19 protein-coding genes are annotated in these 20,106 nt (G+C 41.8%); all 19 read left to right on the forward strand.

Annotated elements, in window-relative coordinates:
- Positions 1-46 precede the first annotated feature (46 nt).
- The 19 genes from K7X70_RS02080 to K7X70_RS02170 all read left to right on the forward strand — a co-directional run bounded on the left by K7X70_RS02080 (position 47) and on the right by K7X70_RS02170 (position 20,076).
- Complete coding sequence (locus tag K7X70_RS02080; protein WP_222535845.1) at positions 47-898, forward strand: UDP-2,3-diacylglucosamine diphosphatase; 852 nt, start codon at positions 47-49, stop codon at positions 896-898.
- A gap of 29 nt (positions 899-927) precedes the next feature.
- Complete coding sequence (locus K7X70_RS02085; protein WP_222535499.1) at positions 928-1,914, forward strand: glycosyltransferase family protein; 987 nt, start codon at positions 928-930, stop codon at positions 1,912-1,914.
- A gap of 29 nt (positions 1,915-1,943) precedes the next feature.
- A complete protein-coding gene (locus tag K7X70_RS02090) occupies positions 1,944-2,924 on the forward strand; it encodes a DUF6427 family protein (RefSeq protein ID WP_222535500.1) in 981 nt (326 codons plus the stop codon).
- A 68-nt stretch (positions 2,925-2,992) separates the two neighbouring features.
- Positions 2,993-3,748, forward strand: coding sequence for a type III pantothenate kinase (locus K7X70_RS02095; RefSeq protein WP_222535501.1), 756 nt, complete (start codon positions 2,993-2,995; stop codon positions 3,746-3,748).
- The gene (bamG, locus tag K7X70_RS02100) at positions 3,711-5,021 is read left to right on the forward strand and encodes a BamG family beta-barrel-assembly machinery protein (protein WP_255606866.1); all 1,311 of its coding nucleotides are present in this window, start codon (positions 3,711-3,713) and stop codon (positions 5,019-5,021) included. The genes K7X70_RS02095 and bamG overlap by 38 nt, the downstream gene beginning before the upstream one ends.
- 7 nt (positions 5,022-5,028) lie before the next feature.
- The gene (gene lptC, locus K7X70_RS02105) at positions 5,029-5,601 is read left to right on the forward strand and encodes an LPS export ABC transporter periplasmic protein LptC (RefSeq protein ID WP_255606867.1); all 573 of its coding nucleotides are present in this window, start codon (positions 5,029-5,031) and stop codon (positions 5,599-5,601) included.
- A 128-nt stretch (positions 5,602-5,729) separates the two neighbouring features.
- The gene (locus K7X70_RS02110) at positions 5,730-7,826 is read left to right on the forward strand and encodes a peptidylprolyl isomerase (protein WP_222535502.1); all 2,097 of its coding nucleotides are present in this window, start codon (positions 5,730-5,732) and stop codon (positions 7,824-7,826) included.
- Between the two features lie 63 nt (positions 7,827-7,889).
- Positions 7,890-8,405: a DUF2480 family protein gene (locus K7X70_RS02115; RefSeq protein WP_222535503.1), complete on the forward strand. Its 516-nt coding sequence runs from the start codon at positions 7,890-7,892 to the stop codon at positions 8,403-8,405.
- Between the two features lie 30 nt (positions 8,406-8,435).
- Positions 8,436-9,212, forward strand: coding sequence for a DUF3108 domain-containing protein (locus K7X70_RS02120; RefSeq protein WP_222535504.1), 777 nt, complete (start codon positions 8,436-8,438; stop codon positions 9,210-9,212).
- A 5-nt stretch (positions 9,213-9,217) separates the two neighbouring features.
- On the forward strand, positions 9,218-9,784 hold the full coding sequence (locus K7X70_RS02125; RefSeq protein WP_062546604.1) for a DUF3109 family protein: 567 nt from the start codon (positions 9,218-9,220) through the stop codon (positions 9,782-9,784).
- Between the two features lie 86 nt (positions 9,785-9,870).
- Positions 9,871-10,731: a glucose-1-phosphate thymidylyltransferase RfbA gene (gene rfbA / locus K7X70_RS02130; protein ID WP_222535505.1), complete on the forward strand. Its 861-nt coding sequence runs from the start codon at positions 9,871-9,873 to the stop codon at positions 10,729-10,731.
- 342 nt (positions 10,732-11,073) lie between these two features.
- The gene (locus K7X70_RS02135) at positions 11,074-13,278 is read left to right on the forward strand and encodes an alpha-L-fucosidase (protein ID WP_222535506.1); all 2,205 of its coding nucleotides are present in this window, start codon (positions 11,074-11,076) and stop codon (positions 13,276-13,278) included.
- 85 nt (positions 13,279-13,363) lie between these two features.
- Positions 13,364-14,626 carry an L-fucose:H+ symporter permease gene (fucP, locus tag K7X70_RS02140; protein WP_222535507.1) on the forward strand — a complete coding sequence of 421 codons (1,263 nt, stop codon included), beginning with the start codon at positions 13,364-13,366 and terminating at the stop codon, positions 14,624-14,626.
- Between the two features lie 22 nt (positions 14,627-14,648).
- Positions 14,649-14,981: an L-rhamnose mutarotase gene (locus K7X70_RS02145; protein WP_062546608.1), complete on the forward strand. Its 333-nt coding sequence runs from the start codon at positions 14,649-14,651 to the stop codon at positions 14,979-14,981.
- A 6-nt stretch (positions 14,982-14,987) separates the two neighbouring features.
- Entirely contained in the window at positions 14,988-16,646 is a 1,659-nt protein-coding gene (locus tag K7X70_RS02150; RefSeq protein ID WP_222535508.1) for a UxaA family hydrolase, read from the forward strand.
- A 56-nt stretch (positions 16,647-16,702) separates the two neighbouring features.
- Positions 16,703-17,467: an SDR family NAD(P)-dependent oxidoreductase gene (locus K7X70_RS02155; protein WP_222535509.1), complete on the forward strand. Its 765-nt coding sequence runs from the start codon at positions 16,703-16,705 to the stop codon at positions 17,465-17,467.
- A gap of 119 nt (positions 17,468-17,586) precedes the next feature.
- Positions 17,587-18,444: a fumarylacetoacetate hydrolase family protein gene (locus K7X70_RS02160; RefSeq protein ID WP_222535510.1), complete on the forward strand. Its 858-nt coding sequence runs from the start codon at positions 17,587-17,589 to the stop codon at positions 18,442-18,444.
- Positions 18,431-19,261: an amidohydrolase family protein gene (locus tag K7X70_RS02165; protein WP_222535511.1), complete on the forward strand. Its 831-nt coding sequence runs from the start codon at positions 18,431-18,433 to the stop codon at positions 19,259-19,261. Before K7X70_RS02160 ends, K7X70_RS02165 begins: the two co-directional genes overlap by 14 nt.
- Before the next feature lie 26 nt (positions 19,262-19,287).
- Positions 19,288-20,076, forward strand: a complete 789-nt coding sequence (locus tag K7X70_RS02170; RefSeq protein ID WP_222535512.1) for an SDR family oxidoreductase — start codon at positions 19,288-19,290, stop codon at positions 20,074-20,076.
- Positions 20,077-20,106 lie beyond the last annotated feature (30 nt).

The raw sequence follows: 20,106 nt of genomic DNA on the forward strand, positions 1-20,106 counted from the left end.
CTCGCTTTCTTTTTCAGCCCTTACGAACTCTGGCTGGAGGAAGATGATGTCTAAAAGAGCAGTGGATATCGTAGTCATCTCCGACATTCACCTTGGAACCTATGGCTGCCACGCCAAAGAACTCTTAAAATACCTGAAAAGTATCAAGCCCAATCAGATTATCCTCAATGGTGATATCATTGACATCTGGCAATTTAGCAAGCGCTACTGGCCGGAAACACACATGAAGGTGTTGCGTAAGCTCATGAAATTTGTGGTAGAAGGCGTTCCGGTATATTACCTGACCGGCAACCATGATGAGCTGCTGCGCAAGTTTGCCGACATACACATGGGTGCTTTCCACCTCCAAAATAAGCTGGTTCTAGAGCTGGACGGTAAAAAAGCATGGTTCTTTCATGGCGATATTTTCGATGTGACCATGCAGCATTCCAAATGGCTGGCAAAATTAGGTGCTGTCGGTTACGATTCCCTCATTCTCATCAACAGCCTTGCCAATTGGTTCCTCGGACTTTTCGGAAAAGAGAAAATGAGCTTCTCCAAAAAAATTAAAGCAGCCTTTAAAGATGCTGTTAAATTCATCAATAGCTTTGAAAATACAGCCGCAGATCTCGCCATCGAAAACGGCTATCAATATGTAGTCTGCGGACACATCCACCAACCTGAAATGAGAACCATTGCCAATGAATCCGGTGAAGTATTGTACTTAAACAGTGGAGATTGGGTGGAAAACCTGACCGCCCTGGAATACCAGGATAAAGCATGGAAGATTTTCAAATATGACCCTAAAGACTTTGAAAAAGAAGAACTCGAAGAGGGCGAATTGTCCGATAGCGAAGACCTTCACAGCAAACTGGATATCAATGTGCTGCTGCAAAAGATTAAATTAGAAATTGTCTAAAGCGTAAAAATTGTAGATATTCGGTGCGGATGAAAATACTATACGCTATTCAGGGTACAGGAAACGGACATATTAGCAGAGCAAGGGAAATCGTTCCACTATTGCAGCAATATGGAGACGTAGATTTACTGATCAGCGGTACCCAGGCAGATGTTCAATTGGTACAGAAAGTCAAGTACCAGCTTCATGGATTCAGTTTTGTTTTTGGGAAAAAAGGGGGCGTAAACCACTATGAAACCTGGAAAACGATGAACCTTCCACGTTTTGTGAAAGACATGAAGACCATTCCCTTAAAAGATTACAACCTGATCCTGAATGATTTTGAGCCGGTAACAGCATGGGCTTGCCGCATGCAGGGAGTGGAAAGCGTAGGCTTAAGTCACCAGGCCTCTTTTCAATCCAGAAAAGTACCAAAACCCATTAGTATAGACTGGGCACAGCTGGTAATGAAGTATTATGCACCAGCCACGCATTATGTAGGTTTCCATTTTGAACGATACGACGATTTTATTTATACCCCGGTCATCCGTTCGGAAATCCGCAATATGAAGGTCAGTAATCTTGGCCATTATACGGTTTACCTGCCTGCAATCGACGATAAATACCTGGTGCCTATTCTTAAGCAGATTCCCCAGGTGAAATGGCAGGTGTTTTCTAAACACACCAGACTCAGCTATATCGATGGCAACGTAGAAGTCTGTCCGATCAATAACGAGCTGTTCAATACAAGCCTGGCCTCCTGCGAAGGATTGTTTACCGGTGGGGGCTTTGAAGGCCCTGCAGAAGCACTATTCCTGGGAAAAAAGCTGCTGGTAGCCCCGATGAAATTTCAGTACGAACAGCAGTGTAATGCCTTCGCATTGAAGAAATTCGGCCTCCCTGTAATCTGGGCAAGTAATAAGAACTGGCTGCCCATCATCAAGAACTGGGTGCAGAACCCTCAGGAACACCAGTTCCAGTTCCCTGACGAAACCGCTGCGGTAATTGAGAAAGTAGTGAAGGATTTTGCCAGATAATTTGCTTTACTTTGCCTTAATATACAGGCATGATCAATCAATTTAGAAATTTAAACCCTATAAACCTGCTCCTGTTATTCGCATATACTTTTTTTATGCGCATGGCGATTTTTGCAGACCCGCCAGAACACCTGAATTTTGAATTCCTGGAACCTTATACCAAGTTTTTTATTCAGATTCCGGTTCAAAATAGCTTTTCGCCAATAGGAAACGCTTTTTTTGCTGCGATCATCATCTATGTTCAGGCGATTTTATTCAATAGGGTAGTCAATAATCATGGTTTATTAAACAAGCCGAATTTCCTGCCTGCCTTGATGTATGTGACTGCTTCAGGTCTGTTCATGCCCTTTCTGGTACTGAGCCCAACCTTAATCTGTAACTTTCTACTGATTTGGATCATGGACAAATTGCTAAAAGTGGGCAAGTCCTCCAATGCCTTGATGATCATGTTTGACATAGGCATGCTGATCGCAATCGGTACCCTGATTTACTTCCCTTTTATTGTGATGCTGGTCATGATCTGGTTCACACTCTTATTATACCGTTCCTTTAACGGTAAGGAGTGGATTGCCGGTCTGGTTGGCTTTTTAACCATATTTTTCTTCGTCTGGGTCTTCTATTACTGGAACGATAGCCTCTCGATGTTTTACAAGATCTGGCTGCCATTGGGCAATAAATTCCCTTCGGTATTCAAAATCAATTACAACGATTACCTGGTACTGGTGCCGGTTTTGGTGATGATGGTATTGGCGATGATCCAGCTGCGGGAAAACTTTTTCAGGAGCTTTATCAGCACCAGAAAGGCCTTTCAGATGCTGTTCATCATGTTCGTGGTGGCCATCCTCAGCTTTTATATGAAACCGGATTTCAGACTTTACCATTTCCTGCTCTGCGTGCCGCCAGGATCGGTATTACTTGCCTATTATTTTTCTAATGCCAAAAAGCGCTGGTTTTATGAGAGTTTATTCTTAATCCTGGTTGTAGCAATCCAGTACTTTTTGTTTGTTTAACTTTTTTTAACAATTTGGTCCCTTGAAACTTGCTAAAGATTAATAGCTTTGTGCCATGAGGGTTGGAGATGCATAATCTTGTTATTGATATCGGTAATACAAACAGTAAAATTGCTGTTTTGGAAGACAGAGCGATTGTTCATACCCAGGCATTTAAACAGCTTGATCCGGAGGTATTGATGGATTTGATCGAGAAATACCAGGTCACCTGCGCTACCATCTCCAGTGTCGGACCAGAATTAGAAGAGGTAATCGCCCTATTGAAAAATAATACGGTTTACATCCCTTTTTCGACTGCTGTAAATACCGGAATAAAGAATTATTATCAAACATTAGCCACACTGGGACTGGATCGATGGGCAAAAATTATTGCGGCGAACCATTACTATAAAGGCAAAAATTGTTTTATAATAGACGCAGGAACCTGTATTACCTACGACCTCCTGAATGCCCAAAGTGAATATTTTGGAGGCAGCATCAGCTTAGGGATAGACATGCGCTTCCAGGCATTAAACCATTATACCGGGCGTTTGCCATTGGTAACATGGGACCGGGAAGCAGGAACAGTGCCGGATGGTACTGATACCACCACCGCCATTCAAAATGGGGTTTTACAAGGCGTAATTAACGAAGTGGAGGGCTTTATCGCTCAACAGAATAATAAAAATAATGACCTTACGGTACTGATAACAGGAGGTAATGCTGCATTTTTGCTGAAACAATTAAAAAACAGCATCTTTGCGCCTCAAATTATTCACGATCCGTATTTGGTGATAAAAGGATTAAATGAAGTCATTGCTTTCGAATATGTACAAAAAAATTAATTATATAGCAGCAGTATTGGTGTTGTTTACCGGCATCACTGCCCAGGCACAGGTTACCTCGCAATCTCCATATTCCAGATATGGTCTTGGGAATGTGAAAGAATTGGTGCTTCCTCAGTTAAGAGCGATGGGTGGAATTTCTGCCGGTGTATATAAACCAAATGGTTACAACAATATCAATATGCAGAATCCAGCTTCTTATGCTGGAATTTCAATGACTACTGCTGATATGGGCCTATCCGGTACCTTTACTAAATTGAGCGCAGGTAGCCTTTCTGAAAAAGACTTTAACGGCTCTTTAAATCACATCGCCTTCGCATTCCCGCTGATTCAAGGAAAAACAGGCTTGAGTTTTGGTTTAATGCCATATACGCAAGTGGGTTACGATTATCAGACCGTGACTAAAGTGGATACCTCCAATGCCATCAATAGATTTACAGGTCAAGGCGGTCTTTCTAAAGCTTATTTAGGTATTGGTCAGGCAATTGGCGATAATTTCAGAATTGGTGCCAATGTGGAATATATCTTCGGTGATGTAGAAAATAGCAGTTCTTACGAATTGCAGAGAATCAATGCATTATATACCAGAATTCAGGATAAAAATAGCGTTGGCGGTGTAAGTTTCTCTTACGGTGCTCAATATGAAATTAAATTAGGCGGTAAAAAGAGAATTACCTTAGGGTACTCCGGATCTGCTTCCTCTAACATCAATTCTACCAAAACTTACGTCGCTTCTCAGTTCATCAGAACGGCTACAGGTGAAGATACCGGTGTTGCAGATACCACTACCTTCATTGATGGCGGAAAATCAAGCTTGAAACTTCCACTAACCCATAACTTTGGATTTACTGTTCAAAAAGACAATAAATGGTTGATCGGTGCCGATTATAGAATGGGTGGCTGGAAAAAATTAACAATTGGTGGTGTAAATCAAGGCTTACAAGACAGCTGGGGTTTCTCGGCAGGTGGTCAGTTCACTCCTGATATTACTTCAATCAACAATTATTTCGACCGTATAGATTACCGTGTAGGTTATACTTACGATAAAACATACATCCAGAGAGATGGTCAGGACATCAAACAACAAGCCATCACGTTCGGCCTGGGCTTACCGCTGGCTTCCAGCAGATACTCAATTTATAAAATGAACTTCACTACGGAAATCGGAAAAAGAGGTACTTTAATGAATGGATTGGTAAAAGAAAATTATATCAATTTCCATCTTGCATTTACACTTAATGATACCTGGTTCATTAAAAACAAGCTTTATTAAGCGAGGTATGAAATCCTTAAGCATGCCCACTGGTTTGGCTATATTGTGCTTATTCCAGCTTTGCTTGAGCTCCTGTGGGGAAGACGACTTGAAAAAAGCAGCCCCACTTTCAAAAAAAGACCTGGTGCTCAACCGCGATCGTACCATTGATGTGGAGATCACTTATAGTGACTCCTCCAAAGTGAAAGGGATCGGTAAGGCACCCATCATGGATAAAATCACCCCCAAAAGCGGCGCTACCTATCAGGAGATGCCTAAAGGAGTGAAAATAAACTTCATGAACGACAGCCTCAAGGTGAAAGGCTCCATCACTTCCGATTATGCCATCTCCAAAGACACCGAAAAACTCGTGATCTTTAAACGAAATGTGGTCGTTGTAGACGAACAGCTGACTTTCAATACCGAAGAATTAACCTGGGATCAAAATAAAAAGATGTTTTACTCGCCGCAAGGTGTCATCACGAAACCCGATGGTACAGTAATCAATGCCATAAACTTTAGCGCAAAGCAGGATTTCAGCGTTTTCAACTTCGAACAGGGATTTGGGGAGACTTATGTAGACAAAAATTTCGGCGAATAATCAGCGGTTTTAAAAGCGCATATTTCCTTAATTTTTAAATACTTAATCAAAAACAATTTTATATTTTCTTTTTTTCCCAAAAGTTGTATCTTGCGCCCTCTTAAAAAGGATTTATAAATAAGAATATTATGGGATTAATGACATTTTTGCGGAATCGCGCAGGGTACATTTTGATCGGTGCCATCGGTTTTGCAATTGTTGCATTTTTAGTTGGTGATGCAGTTAACGTAGGTAAGCCTTTTTGGGCCGAATCTCAAAAGGTTGTAGGATCGATTGACGGTGAAGATATTAGCATTGATACTTTTGGTCCTAAAGTAGACCAAAGTTTAGCGCAGTTTAAACAACAATATGGTGGCTCAGGCAATGCCCAAATGCAGGCAATGGCAGTAGACAACGTTTGGAACGGTGAAATTGCAACGGTTCTTTTAGGTAAAGAATACAACCGCCTGGGTTTAACGATCTCTGGTGATGAATTATTTGATTTATTGCAAGGTAAAAACCCAAGCCCACTGATCGTTCAGTACTTCGGTAACCCGCAAACAGGTCAGGTAAACCGCGCTGAAGTGATCGCTTCATTAAAGCAACAAGCAAAAAATCCTCAGTTGAAACAACAATGGGAGATGCTGCAGGCGGAAATCGAAAAACAAGCTTTACAACAAAAATATGCAAACCTGGTTCGTAATTCAGTATATGTAACCACGCTCGAAGCAAATGATGAATACATCAACCGTAATAAATTGGCTAACTTCAAATATGTAGCCCTTGATTACGCAACTATCGCTGATGCAACGTTAAAATTGACAGAATCAGATTACTCTGATTATTACAATGCCAACAAAGCACGCTTTGAAAGCCCTGCAGAAACCCGTTCATTCGAGTATGTAACTTTCAGCGTTAACCCAACAAAAGATGATTCTGTTGCAGTAAGAACACAAGTAGAGAAATTAGCGGCAGACTTCAAAACGGCTGTAAACGATTCTTTATTCGCTGCATTGAACTCAGATGTGAAAGTTCCTTACGTATATATGTCTAAAGGTAAATTAGATCCTGCAGTTGATTCTGTAGTGTTTAACCTTCCTGCTGGCAGCTATTACGGCCCTAAATTCTCTGGTAACTCTTATAAATTAGTGAAAGTTGTAGATACTCGTTTCTCTCCGGATTCAGTAAAAGCAAGCCATATCTTAATCGACCCAGCTAAATTAGGTGGCGTAGATAAAGCCATCAAATTAGCAGATTCATTAAAAGGATTGGTTCAAGGTGGTGCAAACTTCGCAGCATTGGCAAAACAATACAGCGTAGATGGTTCGAAAGACAAAGGTGGTGACCTTGGTACTTTCAGCCGCGGACAAATGGTTCCAGAATTTGAGAACGCTGCCTTCAATGGTAAACCAGGCGATCTTAAAGTGGTAACTTCTCAGTTCGGTGTACACTTGATCAAAGTTGAAAAACAAATCGGTAACTCTAAAGTTGCTAAACTGGCTTATATCGAGAAAAACCTTTCTCCAAGTAACAAAACTAAAGACGCAGCTTACAAAAAAGCAAGCAGCTTCCTTGCGGAAGTGAAAGACAATAACTTTTCTGAACTGGCACAGAAAAAAGGATACACTGTGGGTGTAGCTGATAAAGTGACTGCTTCTCAAGGTTTCGCTCCAGGTTTAGATAACCCTCGCCAGTTGATCCGCGATGCGTATGCTGCTGATAAAGGTGATATCCTGAAAGAAATCTACCAGATGGACAATGCTTTCGTAATTGCACGTGTAACTGGTGTAAATCCAAAAGGTACTTTACCATTGGAAGCGGTTAAAAAAGATATCGAACCATTGGTTCGTAATGCTGTAAAAGCAAAACTATTGACCGAAAAAGCAAATGCAGCGCTACAAGGTGCAGGAAACCTGGATCAGGTAGCTAAGAAATTAGGTCAGCCAGTAAACCCAGTTCAAAATATTGTGTTTGCTAACCCAATCATCCCAGGTGCTGCTCAGGAAAATAAATTGGTAGGTTCCGTATTCGGTTCTCAGCCAGGTAAAGTTTCTCAGCCAGTAGATGGTGAACGTGGGGTATATGTGTTCTCAGTAGATAATTTCATCAATCCAGCGCCTTTAGCAAATACCTACAAACAAAAAGAAGCCATGATGCAGGCAATTGCACAACGCTCTTTAGGTTCAGCTTTCCAGGCCCTACAGGATAAAGCCAAGATAAAAGACAATAGAGTGAAATTCTATTAATCTTATTTTACGTAATTTTGTAACCGGAAGTATTTTTGCTTCCGGTTTTTTTATTTTATAAGCATGGACATTCAAGAAAACTTCGTTAATAAAGTAGCTGCAAGTGGCTTGATCACTTTCAATCTGGAAGAATACTACCATACCGGTGAAAGAGTGGTTTATGATATCAAAGACAATCTTTTTCATGGGCTGATGCTGAGAGAGAAAGATTTTAGAGAGTTTATTAAAACCCACGACTGGGCCAGCTATACCGGAAAAAATATTGCAATCATCTGTAGTGCCGATGCCATCGTGCCTACCTGGGCCTATATGCTGTTGGCCAATAAATTAAAACCTTATGCCAATGAAGTGGTATTTGGAAGCCTGGAAACCCTGGAATCAGTGCTGTTTACCAAAGCTCTGGCTAAAATAGACCTGAATGCCTTCGCGGGAGAACGCGTGGTCGTGAAAGGATGCGCAGATATCGATGTGCCCATCTCTGCCTATGTGGAGATTACCAGCCTGCTCACACCTGTGGTGAAGAGCATTATGTATGGAGAACCTTGTTCTACCGTTCCGATATATAAGCGAAAGGATTAAGTTTGGAGTGCTTTTTGTTTAAACCCTGATATGAAGAAATCATTATTGATCATCACCATTGCATTATTAAGTTTCAGGGGCATGGCTCAAGAACTTCCTTTTGTTAAAGCACCTGTTTTTCAGGTAGGGGAAGTGCTGAAATATAAATTGAGGTATGGTTTCATTACCGCAGCAGAAGGCACATTAAAAGTGCTGGACTCTGACCTTAAATTTGATGGTAAACCAACTTATCGCCTTTCGGTAGACGGAGAAACATCCGGTACATTCGATGTTTTTTATAAAATAAGAGACCATTATGATTCTTATATAGACCGCGTCAACCTGAAGCCTTATTTCTATCAGGAGAACATCCGTGAAGGGAGCTACCGAAGAGAAGATAAAGCAAGGTTTTACCAGTCTGAACAAAAGGTAGTCGCCACCAAAGGAACTTTTAAAACCCCGGATAAACAGACGTTCGACCTGGTTTCTACCTATTATTTTGCCAGAAGCCTGGACATTTCAAAATTGAATCCAGGTGATGAAGTGAACCTCAACTATTTTTTAGGAGATGAGATCAATCAGCTGCAAATTCAGTTTATAGGCCGTGAAGTCGTGAAAACGAAAATGGGCAAAATCAGGTGTTTGAAATTTAGCCCCTCTATTAAGCCTGGAAGGATCTTTAGAAAAGATAGCAGATTATACCTCTGGATCACCGATGATGGAAACAGGGTGCCTGTAAAGGCGCAGGTAGAGATCCTCGTGGGCGCAGTAACAATGGAAATTAAATCAGCCGATGGATTGAAATATCCCCTGGCGATCGTAAAATAAATAAAATGATAGAAGTACAAAATACACTCGTTCACGAGGACCTGATCAGCGAAAGCTTTGTCTGTAACTTAAACAAGTGTAAAGGCATTTGCTGCGTCGAAGGTGATGCTGGTGCCCCTTTGGATGTCGCTGAAACTGCAATTCTAAAGGATATTTATCCCAAAATTAAACACCTGCTGGAAGCAAAAGGCATTCAGGCAATCGAAGAACAGGGGACTTCAGTAGTAGATGCGGATGGCGACCTGACCACGCCTTGTGTGGATGGAAATAAAGAATGTGCCTACGTGACTTTCGAAAATGGCATCACCAAATGCGGTATAGAAAAAGGTTATGAACAAGGTCTGGTAGAATGGCAAAAACCAATCTCCTGCCATTTGTACCCAATCCGCGTCACGCAATACCCGGAATTTGAAGTGTTAAACTACGACAGATGGCACATTTGCCATGATGCCTGTTCCTTTGGAAGAGAGCTGAAAGTACCGGTATACCAGTTTCTGAAAGGTCCGCTGATTAGAAAGTATGGTGCGGAATGGTATGCAGAACTGGAAAATAGTGTAGCCACAAATCAATAAGGCGAAGCGGAAATTCCGAAGCCTGGCACTAAAAATAATGTGAACCAGAATTCAAAACATATACTTACAAAAACCAACCTACCGAAGTGAAAGGAATAATTTTAGCAGGAGGAAGCGGGACAAGACTGCACCCTCTGACTCTAGTAATGAGCAAGCAAATGATGCCGGTTTATGATAAACCGATGATCTATTACCCATTGTCGACTTTAATGCTTGCAGGAATCAGAGAAATTCTGATCATCTCTACCCCACATGATTTGCCAAACTTTAAGAAGTTATTAGGTGATGGAAAAGAGTTGGGCTGTGAGTTCTCGTATGCAGAACAGGCAGATCCAAACGGCCTGGCACAAGCTTTTGTGATTGGTGCTGATTTTATCGGTTCAGACAAGGTAGCCTTAGTACTTGGCGACAATATTTTCTATGGTGATGGGATGTCTAACCTATTACAGGCAAGCTCAGACCCTGAAGGTGGAATCGTTTTTGCCTACCGCGTTTCTGATCCTGAACGTTATGGGGTAGTGGAATTTGATGAGGAAAACCGTGCCATCTCTATCGAAGAGAAACCGGTAGTGCCGAAATCTGATTATGCAGTTCCCGGACTTTATTTCTACGACAATAGCGTAGTGGAAATTGCTAAAAATATCAAACCTTCGCCTCGTGGTGAATATGAAATCACAGATGTGAACAAGGTATACCTGGAGCAGAATAAACTGAAAGTTGGTGTATTGAGCAGAGGAACAGCCTGGTTAGATACCGGAACTTTTGCCTCCTTAATGCAGGCCGGACAATTTGTTCAGGTGATCGAAGAACGTCAGGGGCTAAAAATCGGATGTATCGAAGAGGTCGCTTACCGCATGGGCTTTATCGATAAAGAACAGCTGCGTAAAATCGCTACACCATTAGTTAAAAGTGGTTATGGTGCGTATTTGTTAAAAATGATCAAGTAATACTGAAATAGTTATCAAGTAGTTCTAAAGTTTAATGCAGCTTTTCGAATGACCATCATTGCTGCTGGTTTTAGCTTTATTACATTTGATTTTAAATCATATTGGAAACCCGGCAATTCGCCGGGTTTTTTTATGAAAAATATTTTTATTAGCCATTTAGTCTACTGGCCATCTATGGAGTTAACCTGGCTGTAACATCGGAATCTCCGGTAGATGCCAAAATCACTTAATCTTTTGGCAATTCCAACAACGTATATCGCTGCATAATCCGCTTTCTTTGAATTTATTGCTTTTTATTATCTTAACCGATTGAGACGCCCATAGCACTAAATATAAAATCCAATGACAACGAAACAGAAATCAGGAATTTTATTCCTTCTACTCTTTTTTTTCAGCAGCGTTAGTTTTTCACAGCAGCAGCAGCAGCAACAACATGATCCTAAAGCATTAAAAGCCTGGCAAGACCAGAAATACAGCATGTTTATTCATTATGGAATTTACTCCGTATTGGGTGGCGTATGGGAAGGCAAAGAGATCAGCAAAGGCTTAAGTGAACAAATTCAGGCGCATGCAGGGATTTATAGTGATACTTATGCTCGTGTTGCTAAAAGGTTTAATCCTAAGGACTGGAATGCCGATTCTATCGTTTCACTCGCTAAAAAAGCCGGAATGCGCTCCATTGTGATCACTTCTAAACATCATGATGGTTTCTGCATGTTTAAAACGGCAACTACTGATTTCAATGTGGTAGATGCCACGCCTTTTAAAAGAGACCTTCTGAAAGAACTTTCGGATGCCTGTAAACGTGGCGGCTTAAGATTCGGACTATATTTTTCCCTGATCGACTGGCATTATCCACAGGCATCGCCGATTTCCAGCAGTAACTCGGATTACATTACTCCCGAACACGTTCAGTACAATAAAAAACAAATCACAGAACTGCTGAGCAATTACGGTCCAGTCTCTGAATTGTGGTTTGATATGGGTTCTCAGAATGCAGCAGAAAGTAAAGAGCTGAGAGATTTAGTACATAAATTACAGCCTGATTGTATGATTGGCAGTCGTATTGGTAACGATATGGGCGATTTCAATGTGATGGGGGATAACCAGGAACCGGATTATGCAATTGGAGTGCCTTGGCAGTCGCCAGCTTCTTTCTTCGACGATACCTGGGGTTACAGATCTTGGCAGGATAGAGGCAGCGAAGCAGTTAAAACCAAAGAAAAGTTAACCAGTCTGATTCGTGTAGTGAGCAGAGGAGGAAACTTCCTGTTGAATATCGGCCCAAAAGGTGATGGATCAGTAGTCGGCTTTGAAAAAGATATTTTACTCAATATTGGAAAATGGCTGGACAAAAATGGAGAAGCGATTTACAGTACAGACGCAGATCCTTTTCATGTTTCCTTTAAATGGGGCAGCTTAACCTCAAAACCGAATCAGCTTTATTTACACGTGATGAGTCATCCGGAGAATGGGCAGATCATTTTACCTGGCCTTAAAGGCAAAATAAAAAGTATCGGTGTATTGGGCGAAAAAAATCAAAAGATCAGTTTTACGCAAAACGATCAAGGGCTTAAAATCAGTGTTCCAGCTAATATCAACCCAGATAAAGAATTTAAAGTAATCAAGATTACCTTTGCCAATGGTTTCAGTGTACCACCCGCTAATGTGATTAAAATGCCTGCGGATGGGTTAAACGCAAATGCAGCCGCTCCTATAAACGGCCCTGGCATTAATTTGAATTCCCATAACGCTTTTAAACATTACAGCAGTTCCGGAGTAGATTACAATACCAGATTCCAAAGCACAGTTAAAGAATCCTGGACTTTGCAGCCTTTGAAAAACGCAAATTATACACCAGTAATTTATTATTCAGCACAGGAAAAAGGAAAAACGATAGACCTGGAAATCAATGGAAAAGTAAGCCCTCTGACTTTCGCTGATGGCAAAGCCATGCCGATCAAACAGCAGGGTACACTCAATTGGGGGCCAATTTATCTTTCTGATCCCCAATGGACCGGAATTGAAGGTTTTCCAGGAGAGGCCAAAAACATTGACCCAAGCCAGGCATGGGGCAAGGATAAATTAACCTGGACCAGGAAAGTAGATTGGAAAAACAACCAGAAATATACCTTGGAAGCAGATCGCAGTACTGCTGTTTATGTGCTCCAGGAAATCACAGCAACAGCGGATCAGCCCTTCCTGGCCGGTATCACGAGTACTGATGGCTTGGTGGTTGTGCTCAATGGAGAGGTATTAGCGATCCATAACAACCCTTTCAAAGAAAACCAGTGGAATGACCTGATCTTATTGCCGCTAAAAAAAGGTAAAAACCAACTGCTGCTGAAGATTTACAATGGTTATCAAAAGAAAATAGACCTTGGAATTGATACGACTCAGCCACAGGAATTATTTTCAAAAGAGCTTCCTTCAATCTCCCTTGAAAAAGGAAAATATTACCCTTTCAGCTGGCAGCTCCATAAACCCAATTCTCCGCATAGTACGCTTGGATTGTCAAATGTTAGCCTTGTTTTAGCAGAAAAGTAGCCAAAATCATTTAATGATATGATAATATCATAAAATAAAATGTAAGAGAATTCGCGTCCTTTGGGTAACCAAATAAATTAAACCAATGACTAAGAATAAATACCTGTTTCCGTTTATCATGATTACGTCCCTCTTTTTTATGTGGGGCTTCGTCCATAATCTTGATCCGATTTTAATCCCTCACCTGAAGAAGTCATTTAGCTTGTCTACTTTACAAGCTTCATTGGTGGATTCAGCGGTGTTTATTGCCTATTTCCTGATGGCTTTACCAGCAGGGTTTCTAATGAAAAAATACGGATATAAAGCAGGGATCATTATTGGTCTGATCCTATTCGCCATTGGCTCATTTTTGTTTATTCCAGCAGCAAATACGCAATCTTACTTTTTCTTTTTGATTGCACTTTTTATCATTGCCTGTGGGTTAACGATCCTGGAAACAGCAGCAAATCCTTATGCTTCCTTATTAGGACCTGAGGAAACTTCTACTTTTCGTTTAAATTTCGCACAATCTTTTAATGGCCTCGCAGCAACTTTAGCCCCGATTATCGGTGCTAAAATTATCATGACCAAAGGTAATACAGAAGAAGAATTAAATGCGATGACGGAGTCGGCCAGACAAATTGCCCTGGCTTCCGAAGCATCCAGCGTGAAAATGCCATACTTCATTTTGGGCAGTATCATCCTGGTCATCGCCATCATATTTGTCTTCCTTAAACTTCCTGAAATTAAAGAAACAGCGCAAAAGAATGGAGAAAAAACTGGGATCATGCATGCACTAGCACATCAACACCTGAGCTGGGCGGTAGTTACTCAATTTTTCTACGTAGGCGCACAAGTATGTGTATTCAGTCTTTTCATCCTATATGCAACTAAAGCTGCCGGAATTGACGAACAAGAGGCTGCAAAATATGCCGGCTTTGGTGTCGGAATGGCCTTTATGATCGGCAGGTTCTTTGGAACATTCCTCATGAAGTTTATCGCCCCGCCAAAATTGCTGTCCATTTACGCGGCAATCTGTATCCTCCTATCCGCGGCAGCCATGACAGTGAGCGGTATGATTGCGATTTATGTCGTGATTGGAATCGCATTCTTTATGTCAATTATGTTTCCATCGATCTTCTCCCTGGGCATTAGAGAACTTGGTAAAGACACGAAATTTGGCAGCAGTCTGATCATCATGTCGATTGTTGGCGGTGCCATCCTTCCCTTAGGAATGGGGCATATTGCCGACCTTACCCACAACATTCAGTTGGGCTATATCGTTCCTTTAATATGTTTTATAGTGGTATTCCTATTTGGAATCAAAGGCCATAAAGTGGTGCCAATCACCTCAAATAGTTCAAATTAATCAGGGAGGTCAAATTAAGTTTATGAGTAAAAAGTATTATTTAACACTGGATTTAAAAGCGGACGATCAGTTGATCGCAGAATATGAAGCAATGCACAAGGCAGTATGGCCGGAAATCATCGAAAGCATCACTTCGTCCGGGATCCAGAATATGGAGATCTATAGGGTAGGAAACCGCCTGTTTATGATCATGGAGGTCAGTGACGACTTTAGCTTTGAGCAGAAAGCAGCCATGGATGCCAGCAATGAAAAAGTGCAGGAGTGGGAAACCCTCATGTGGAAATATCAACAGGCCTTACCGGGCGCTAAACCCGGAGAGAAATGGATGATGATGGATAGAATATTTCAATTATAAAGGCCAATGTCAGCAAGCAATAACAACAGTTTTTTACAAATCCATCCGGATGATAATGTGCTGGTAGCCCTACAGGATTTACCAAAAGGACAGGTCATCGAATGGAACAATTCGCAGATAATCTTACAGGATGATATCCGCGCAAAACATAAATTCTTTATCCAGGACATGAACGTGGACGATGAAGTATTGATGTATGGCGTATTGGTAGGAAAAGCAACCACCCCAATTTTAAAAGGTGGACTGATGACTACAGATAATATCCACCACGCTTCTCAGGATTATAGCTTCAGAGACATCAATTACCAATGGCAAAAACCGGACGTTTCCAGGTTTGCCAACCGTACATTCAATGGTTATCACCGTAAAGATGGCAGAGTGGGTACCGCCAATTACTGGCTGTTCATTCCTACCGTTTTCTGTGAAAATAGAAACCTGGATGTAATTAAAGAGTCTTTATACCATACTTTGGGCTACGCGGTAACAGATAAATACAGGTCTTTTACAGATCAGTTACTAACGGCTTTCAATGAAGGAGCAGCTTTGGAATCTTTCCAGCTGGACAATATCTCTTCCGCAGCACCTGTGAAAAACAGGGTGTTTAAAAATGTAGATGGGATCAAATTCCTAAACCATCAGGGCGGTTGTGGTGGCACAAGACAGGATTCTGCCTTATTGAGCAATTTGCTGGCTGCTTATGCCGACCATCCAAACGTAGCGGGAATTACCGTATTGAGCTTGGGTTGTCAGCATTTACAGACCCAGGACCTGCTGAATGATGTCAAAAAGAGAAACCCTGCATTCGACAAAAATATCCTGATCTTTGAACAGCAGCAAAGTCAGAGTGAAGAACAATTGATCAAAGAAGCAATTCTGAAGACCTTTGTCGGGCTAACAGAAATCAATAAGATAGAACGCGCAGCAGCACCTTTAAGTGCACTATGTGTAGGCGTGAAATGTGGCGGCAGCGATGGTTTTAGCGGTATTTCCGCAAACCCTTCTGTAGGTTACACCTCGGATTTATTAGTCGCATTAGGCGCAAAAGTCCTGCTGGCAGAATTCCCGGAATTATGCGGTGCAGAACAGAACATCATCGACAGGTGTGTGGACAAAGCAACCGCCGATAAGTTTATTCGCCTGATGCAGGAATATGATGCCCAGGCACATGCCGTAGGTTCCGGTTTCCACATGAACCCTTCCCCAGGAAATATTAAAGATGGCCTGATTACCGACGCGATTAAAAGCACTGGAGCAGCCAAAAAAGCAGGTACTTCGCCAGTAGTAGATGTGCTGGACTATACAGAGCCGGTTACCAAACCTGGATTAAGTCTGGTATGCACACCTGGAAATGATGTAGAAGCAACTACCGGAAAAGCAGCAAGCGGTGCTACACTGATTTTGTTTACCACCGGTTTAGGAACGCCAACAGGAAACCCAGTATGTCCCGTGATCAAAATCGCGACAAATACAGCCTTGGCTACCAGAATGGGAGATATCATCGATATCGATACCGGTGCCATCATCCGTGGAGAGAAAACAATCGAAGAAATGGGCGTAGAAATCCTGGAATACTGTATCAAAGCGGCAAGTGGTGAAATCACGCCGAAAGCAGTATTACTGAATCAGGACGACTTTATCCCTTGGAAAAGAGGAGTTTCACTCTAAAAGACAATTGGAACGCTCATTATCAATAAATAGAGTTTTCATTATTTTATCATAATATGTTTAGTTTAAAAGGAAAATCAGCAATTATAACAGGTGGAGGCAGTGGAATAGGAAAAGCTATTTCCATGCTCTTTGCTAAACAAGGGGCAAATGTCCACATCATTGAATTAAATGCAGCAGCAGCAGAACAAGCTGTAGCCGAAATTGTGGCCGCAGGTGGCACTGCTGATGCCTATGGCTGCGATGTGAGCAATCAGGAAGCAGTAGTAGAGGTGTTTCAAAAGATTGGTGCAATTGATATCTTAGTGAATAACGCAGGTATCGCACATATCGGGAAAGCAGACACGACTTCTGAAGAAGATTTCACTAAAGTGTTCAACGTAAATGTAAAAGGCGCTTACAACTGTTTATATGCAGGAATCCCGGCCTTGAAGAACAGCAGCTCTGCGGTAATCTTAAATATGGCCTCTATTGCTGCTGTAGTAGGAATTACAGACCGTTTTGCCTACTCGATGAGTAAAGGTGCCATCTTTGCCATGACGCTTTCTGTAGCGCGCGATTATATGGCAGAGGGCATCCGTTGCAACAGCATTTCTCCAGCAAGGGTACACACGCCTTTCGTAGATGGCTTTATCGCTAAAAATTACGCCGGAAAAGAAGCAGAAATTTTTGAGAAGTTATCGAAAAGTCAGCCAGTAGGTCGCATGGGGAAACCAGAAGAGGTGGCTTCATTAGCACTTTACCTGTGCTCGGAAGAAGCAGGATTTATCACCGGTAATGATTATCCACTAGATGGTGGTTTCATTAAATTGAATAATTAGAAAACACATCGTATTTTAGGAATGCGAATTAATCCATAACGGTAGATATCAAAGCATATAATCGGGATGGGTTAAATGATATATACAATTGAACACACACAATATTTAGCTAACTAACAATGAAATTAATCAGATGGGGAGTTGCCGATCAGGAAAAGACCGGTGTAATTATAAACGATATTTGGTATGATACTTCTGCTTTCGGAGCAGATTATAACGAACAGTTTTTTCAAAATGACGGCCTGACAAAACTAGCCGCTTTTGTAAAAGAAAATGAAGGTAAACTACCTGTCGTTCCTGCAGATACCCGTCTGGGATCTCCTGTAGCACGCCCTTCAAAAATTGTATGTATCGGTTTAAACTATGCAGATCATGCGAAAGAAACCAATGCACCAATGCCGCCTGAACCCGTAATCTTTATGAAATCTACAACGGCGCTCACAGGTCCTAACGATAATATTATCATCCCTAAAAACTCTGTAAAGACGGATTGGGAAGTAGAATTGGCAGTAGTCATCAGCAAAAAAGCATCTTATGTAGATGAAGCAGATGCACTGGATTATGTAGCTGGCTATGTATTGCACAATGACGTGTCTGAACGTGAGTTCCAGATCGAAAGAAATGGTACCTGGGATAAAGGAAAAGGTTGTGATACTTTCGCCCCATTAGGCCCATTCCTTGCCACTCCCGACGAGATCGCTGATGTCAACAACCTTCGCCTGTGGCTGACCGTAAACGGGGAGAAAATGCAGGACGGAAATACCTCAAACTTTATTTTTAACATCCCTTTCGTAATTTCCTATGTGAGTCAGTTTATGACTTTGCTGCCTGGGGATGTGATTTCTACAGGTACGCCTGCAGGTGTTGGCTTAGGCTTTAAACCTCCGGTATACTTAAAAGCGGGTGATGTTGTGGAGCTTGGTATTGACGGCCTTGGTACTTCAAAACAGCTGCTGGTAGACTATGTTAAAAATTGATTCACACCAGCATTTTTGGAATTATGATGAGGTAAGAGACAGCTGGATCACGGACGATATGGACGTGCTTCGCGACGATTTCCTACCTCAGCACCTGAAAGCCATCCTGGAGCATTATAGCTTCGATGGATGTGTAGTCGTGCAGTCGGACCAAAGTCTGGCAGAAAATGATTTTCAATTGAAACATGCCGCAGCACATCCCTTTATTAAAGGGGTAGTCGGATGGGTAGATCTTCAAGCAGCAGATATCGATGCTCAATTGAAAAGATTGAGTAAAAATGAAAAGTTAAAAGGGTTCAGGCACATTCTCCAGGGAGAGCCTGACCCTGCCTTAATGCTGAAACCGGAATTTGTAAATGGCATCAGTAAACTAAGTGCCTATGGCTTTACCTACGATATTCTCATTTTCCCCCATCAGCTGAAATATGCCACAGCACTAGCAGCCCAGTTTCCAAACCAACGATTCGTATTAAACCACCTCGCCAAACCCAATATTAAAGAGGGGCTGATCGAAGAATGGAAACAAGACATCATCGAACTCGCAAAACAGAAAAATGTAAGCTGCAAAGTATCAGGCATGGTCACAGAAGCCGATTGGAAAAAATGGAAAGTCAAAGATTTTACGCCCTATCTGGAAGTAATATTCGAAGCTTTCGGCCCCAAAAGAGTCATGTATGGCTCTGATTGGCCAGTATGCCTGCTAGCCGCAGACTATGGAAGGGTGCTCAGTCTGATAGAGCACTATACCGAAAAACTCCCGCAAGAAGACCAGGAAGACTTCTGGGGAAACAATGCAAAGCGCTTTTATAACCTATAATAGTATAACCTAAATTAAGCAATCAAATGGATTTGCAATTAAAAGATAAGGTAGTCATCGTAACCGGTGGAGCCAAAGGTATCGGCGAAGCAATTGTCAGAGTGCTGGCAAAAGAAGGTGCGATACCCGTAATCGTTGGAAGAAATGCATCCGATAACCAAAGGCTGGCAGATGATATTGCTGCTGACGGGGGAAAGGTATTTCAGTTGGTCGCCGAATTAACTAACCCGTCAGACAGTGAAAAGGCGATTCAAACCGTCCTTGAAAAATATGGTAGAATCGACGGCCTAGTCAATAATGCAGGAGTAAATGATGGCGTCGGACTGGAAAGCGGAAACTATGAAAGCTTCGTTGAAAGTTTGCATAAAAATGTAATTCATTACTACCTGATGGCACATCATGCCTTACCAGCATTGAAGAAATCGAAAGGAGCAATTGTCAATATCGGCTCTAAAGTGGCAGATACAGGACAAGGTGGAACCTCCGCTTATGCCGCCTCAAATGGAGGTAGGAATGCGTTAACCAGGGAATGGGCAGTGGAATTATTGCCGTATGGGATCAGAGTCAACTCGGTGATCGTCGCAGAATGTTATACGCCGCTTTATCAGACATGGATCAATTCAATCCAGAATTCGGAAGAGAAATTGGCAGATATTAAAGCAAAAATCCCTTTTGAGAATAGAATGACTACGGCAGAAGAGATAGCGAATGCGACGGTGTTTTTGCTGTCTGGGGCGTCAAGTCATACGACTGGTCAACTGGTTTACGTCGATGGGGGTTATGTGCATTTGGATCGTTCTATTAGCCCAATTTAAAAAAGAAAGTCCTTTTCCTCCTCAAATGTT

Source organism: Pedobacter polysacchareus, from assembly GCF_019802255.1.
Lineage (GTDB): Bacteria > Bacteroidota > Bacteroidia > Sphingobacteriales > Sphingobacteriaceae > Pedobacter > Pedobacter polysacchareus.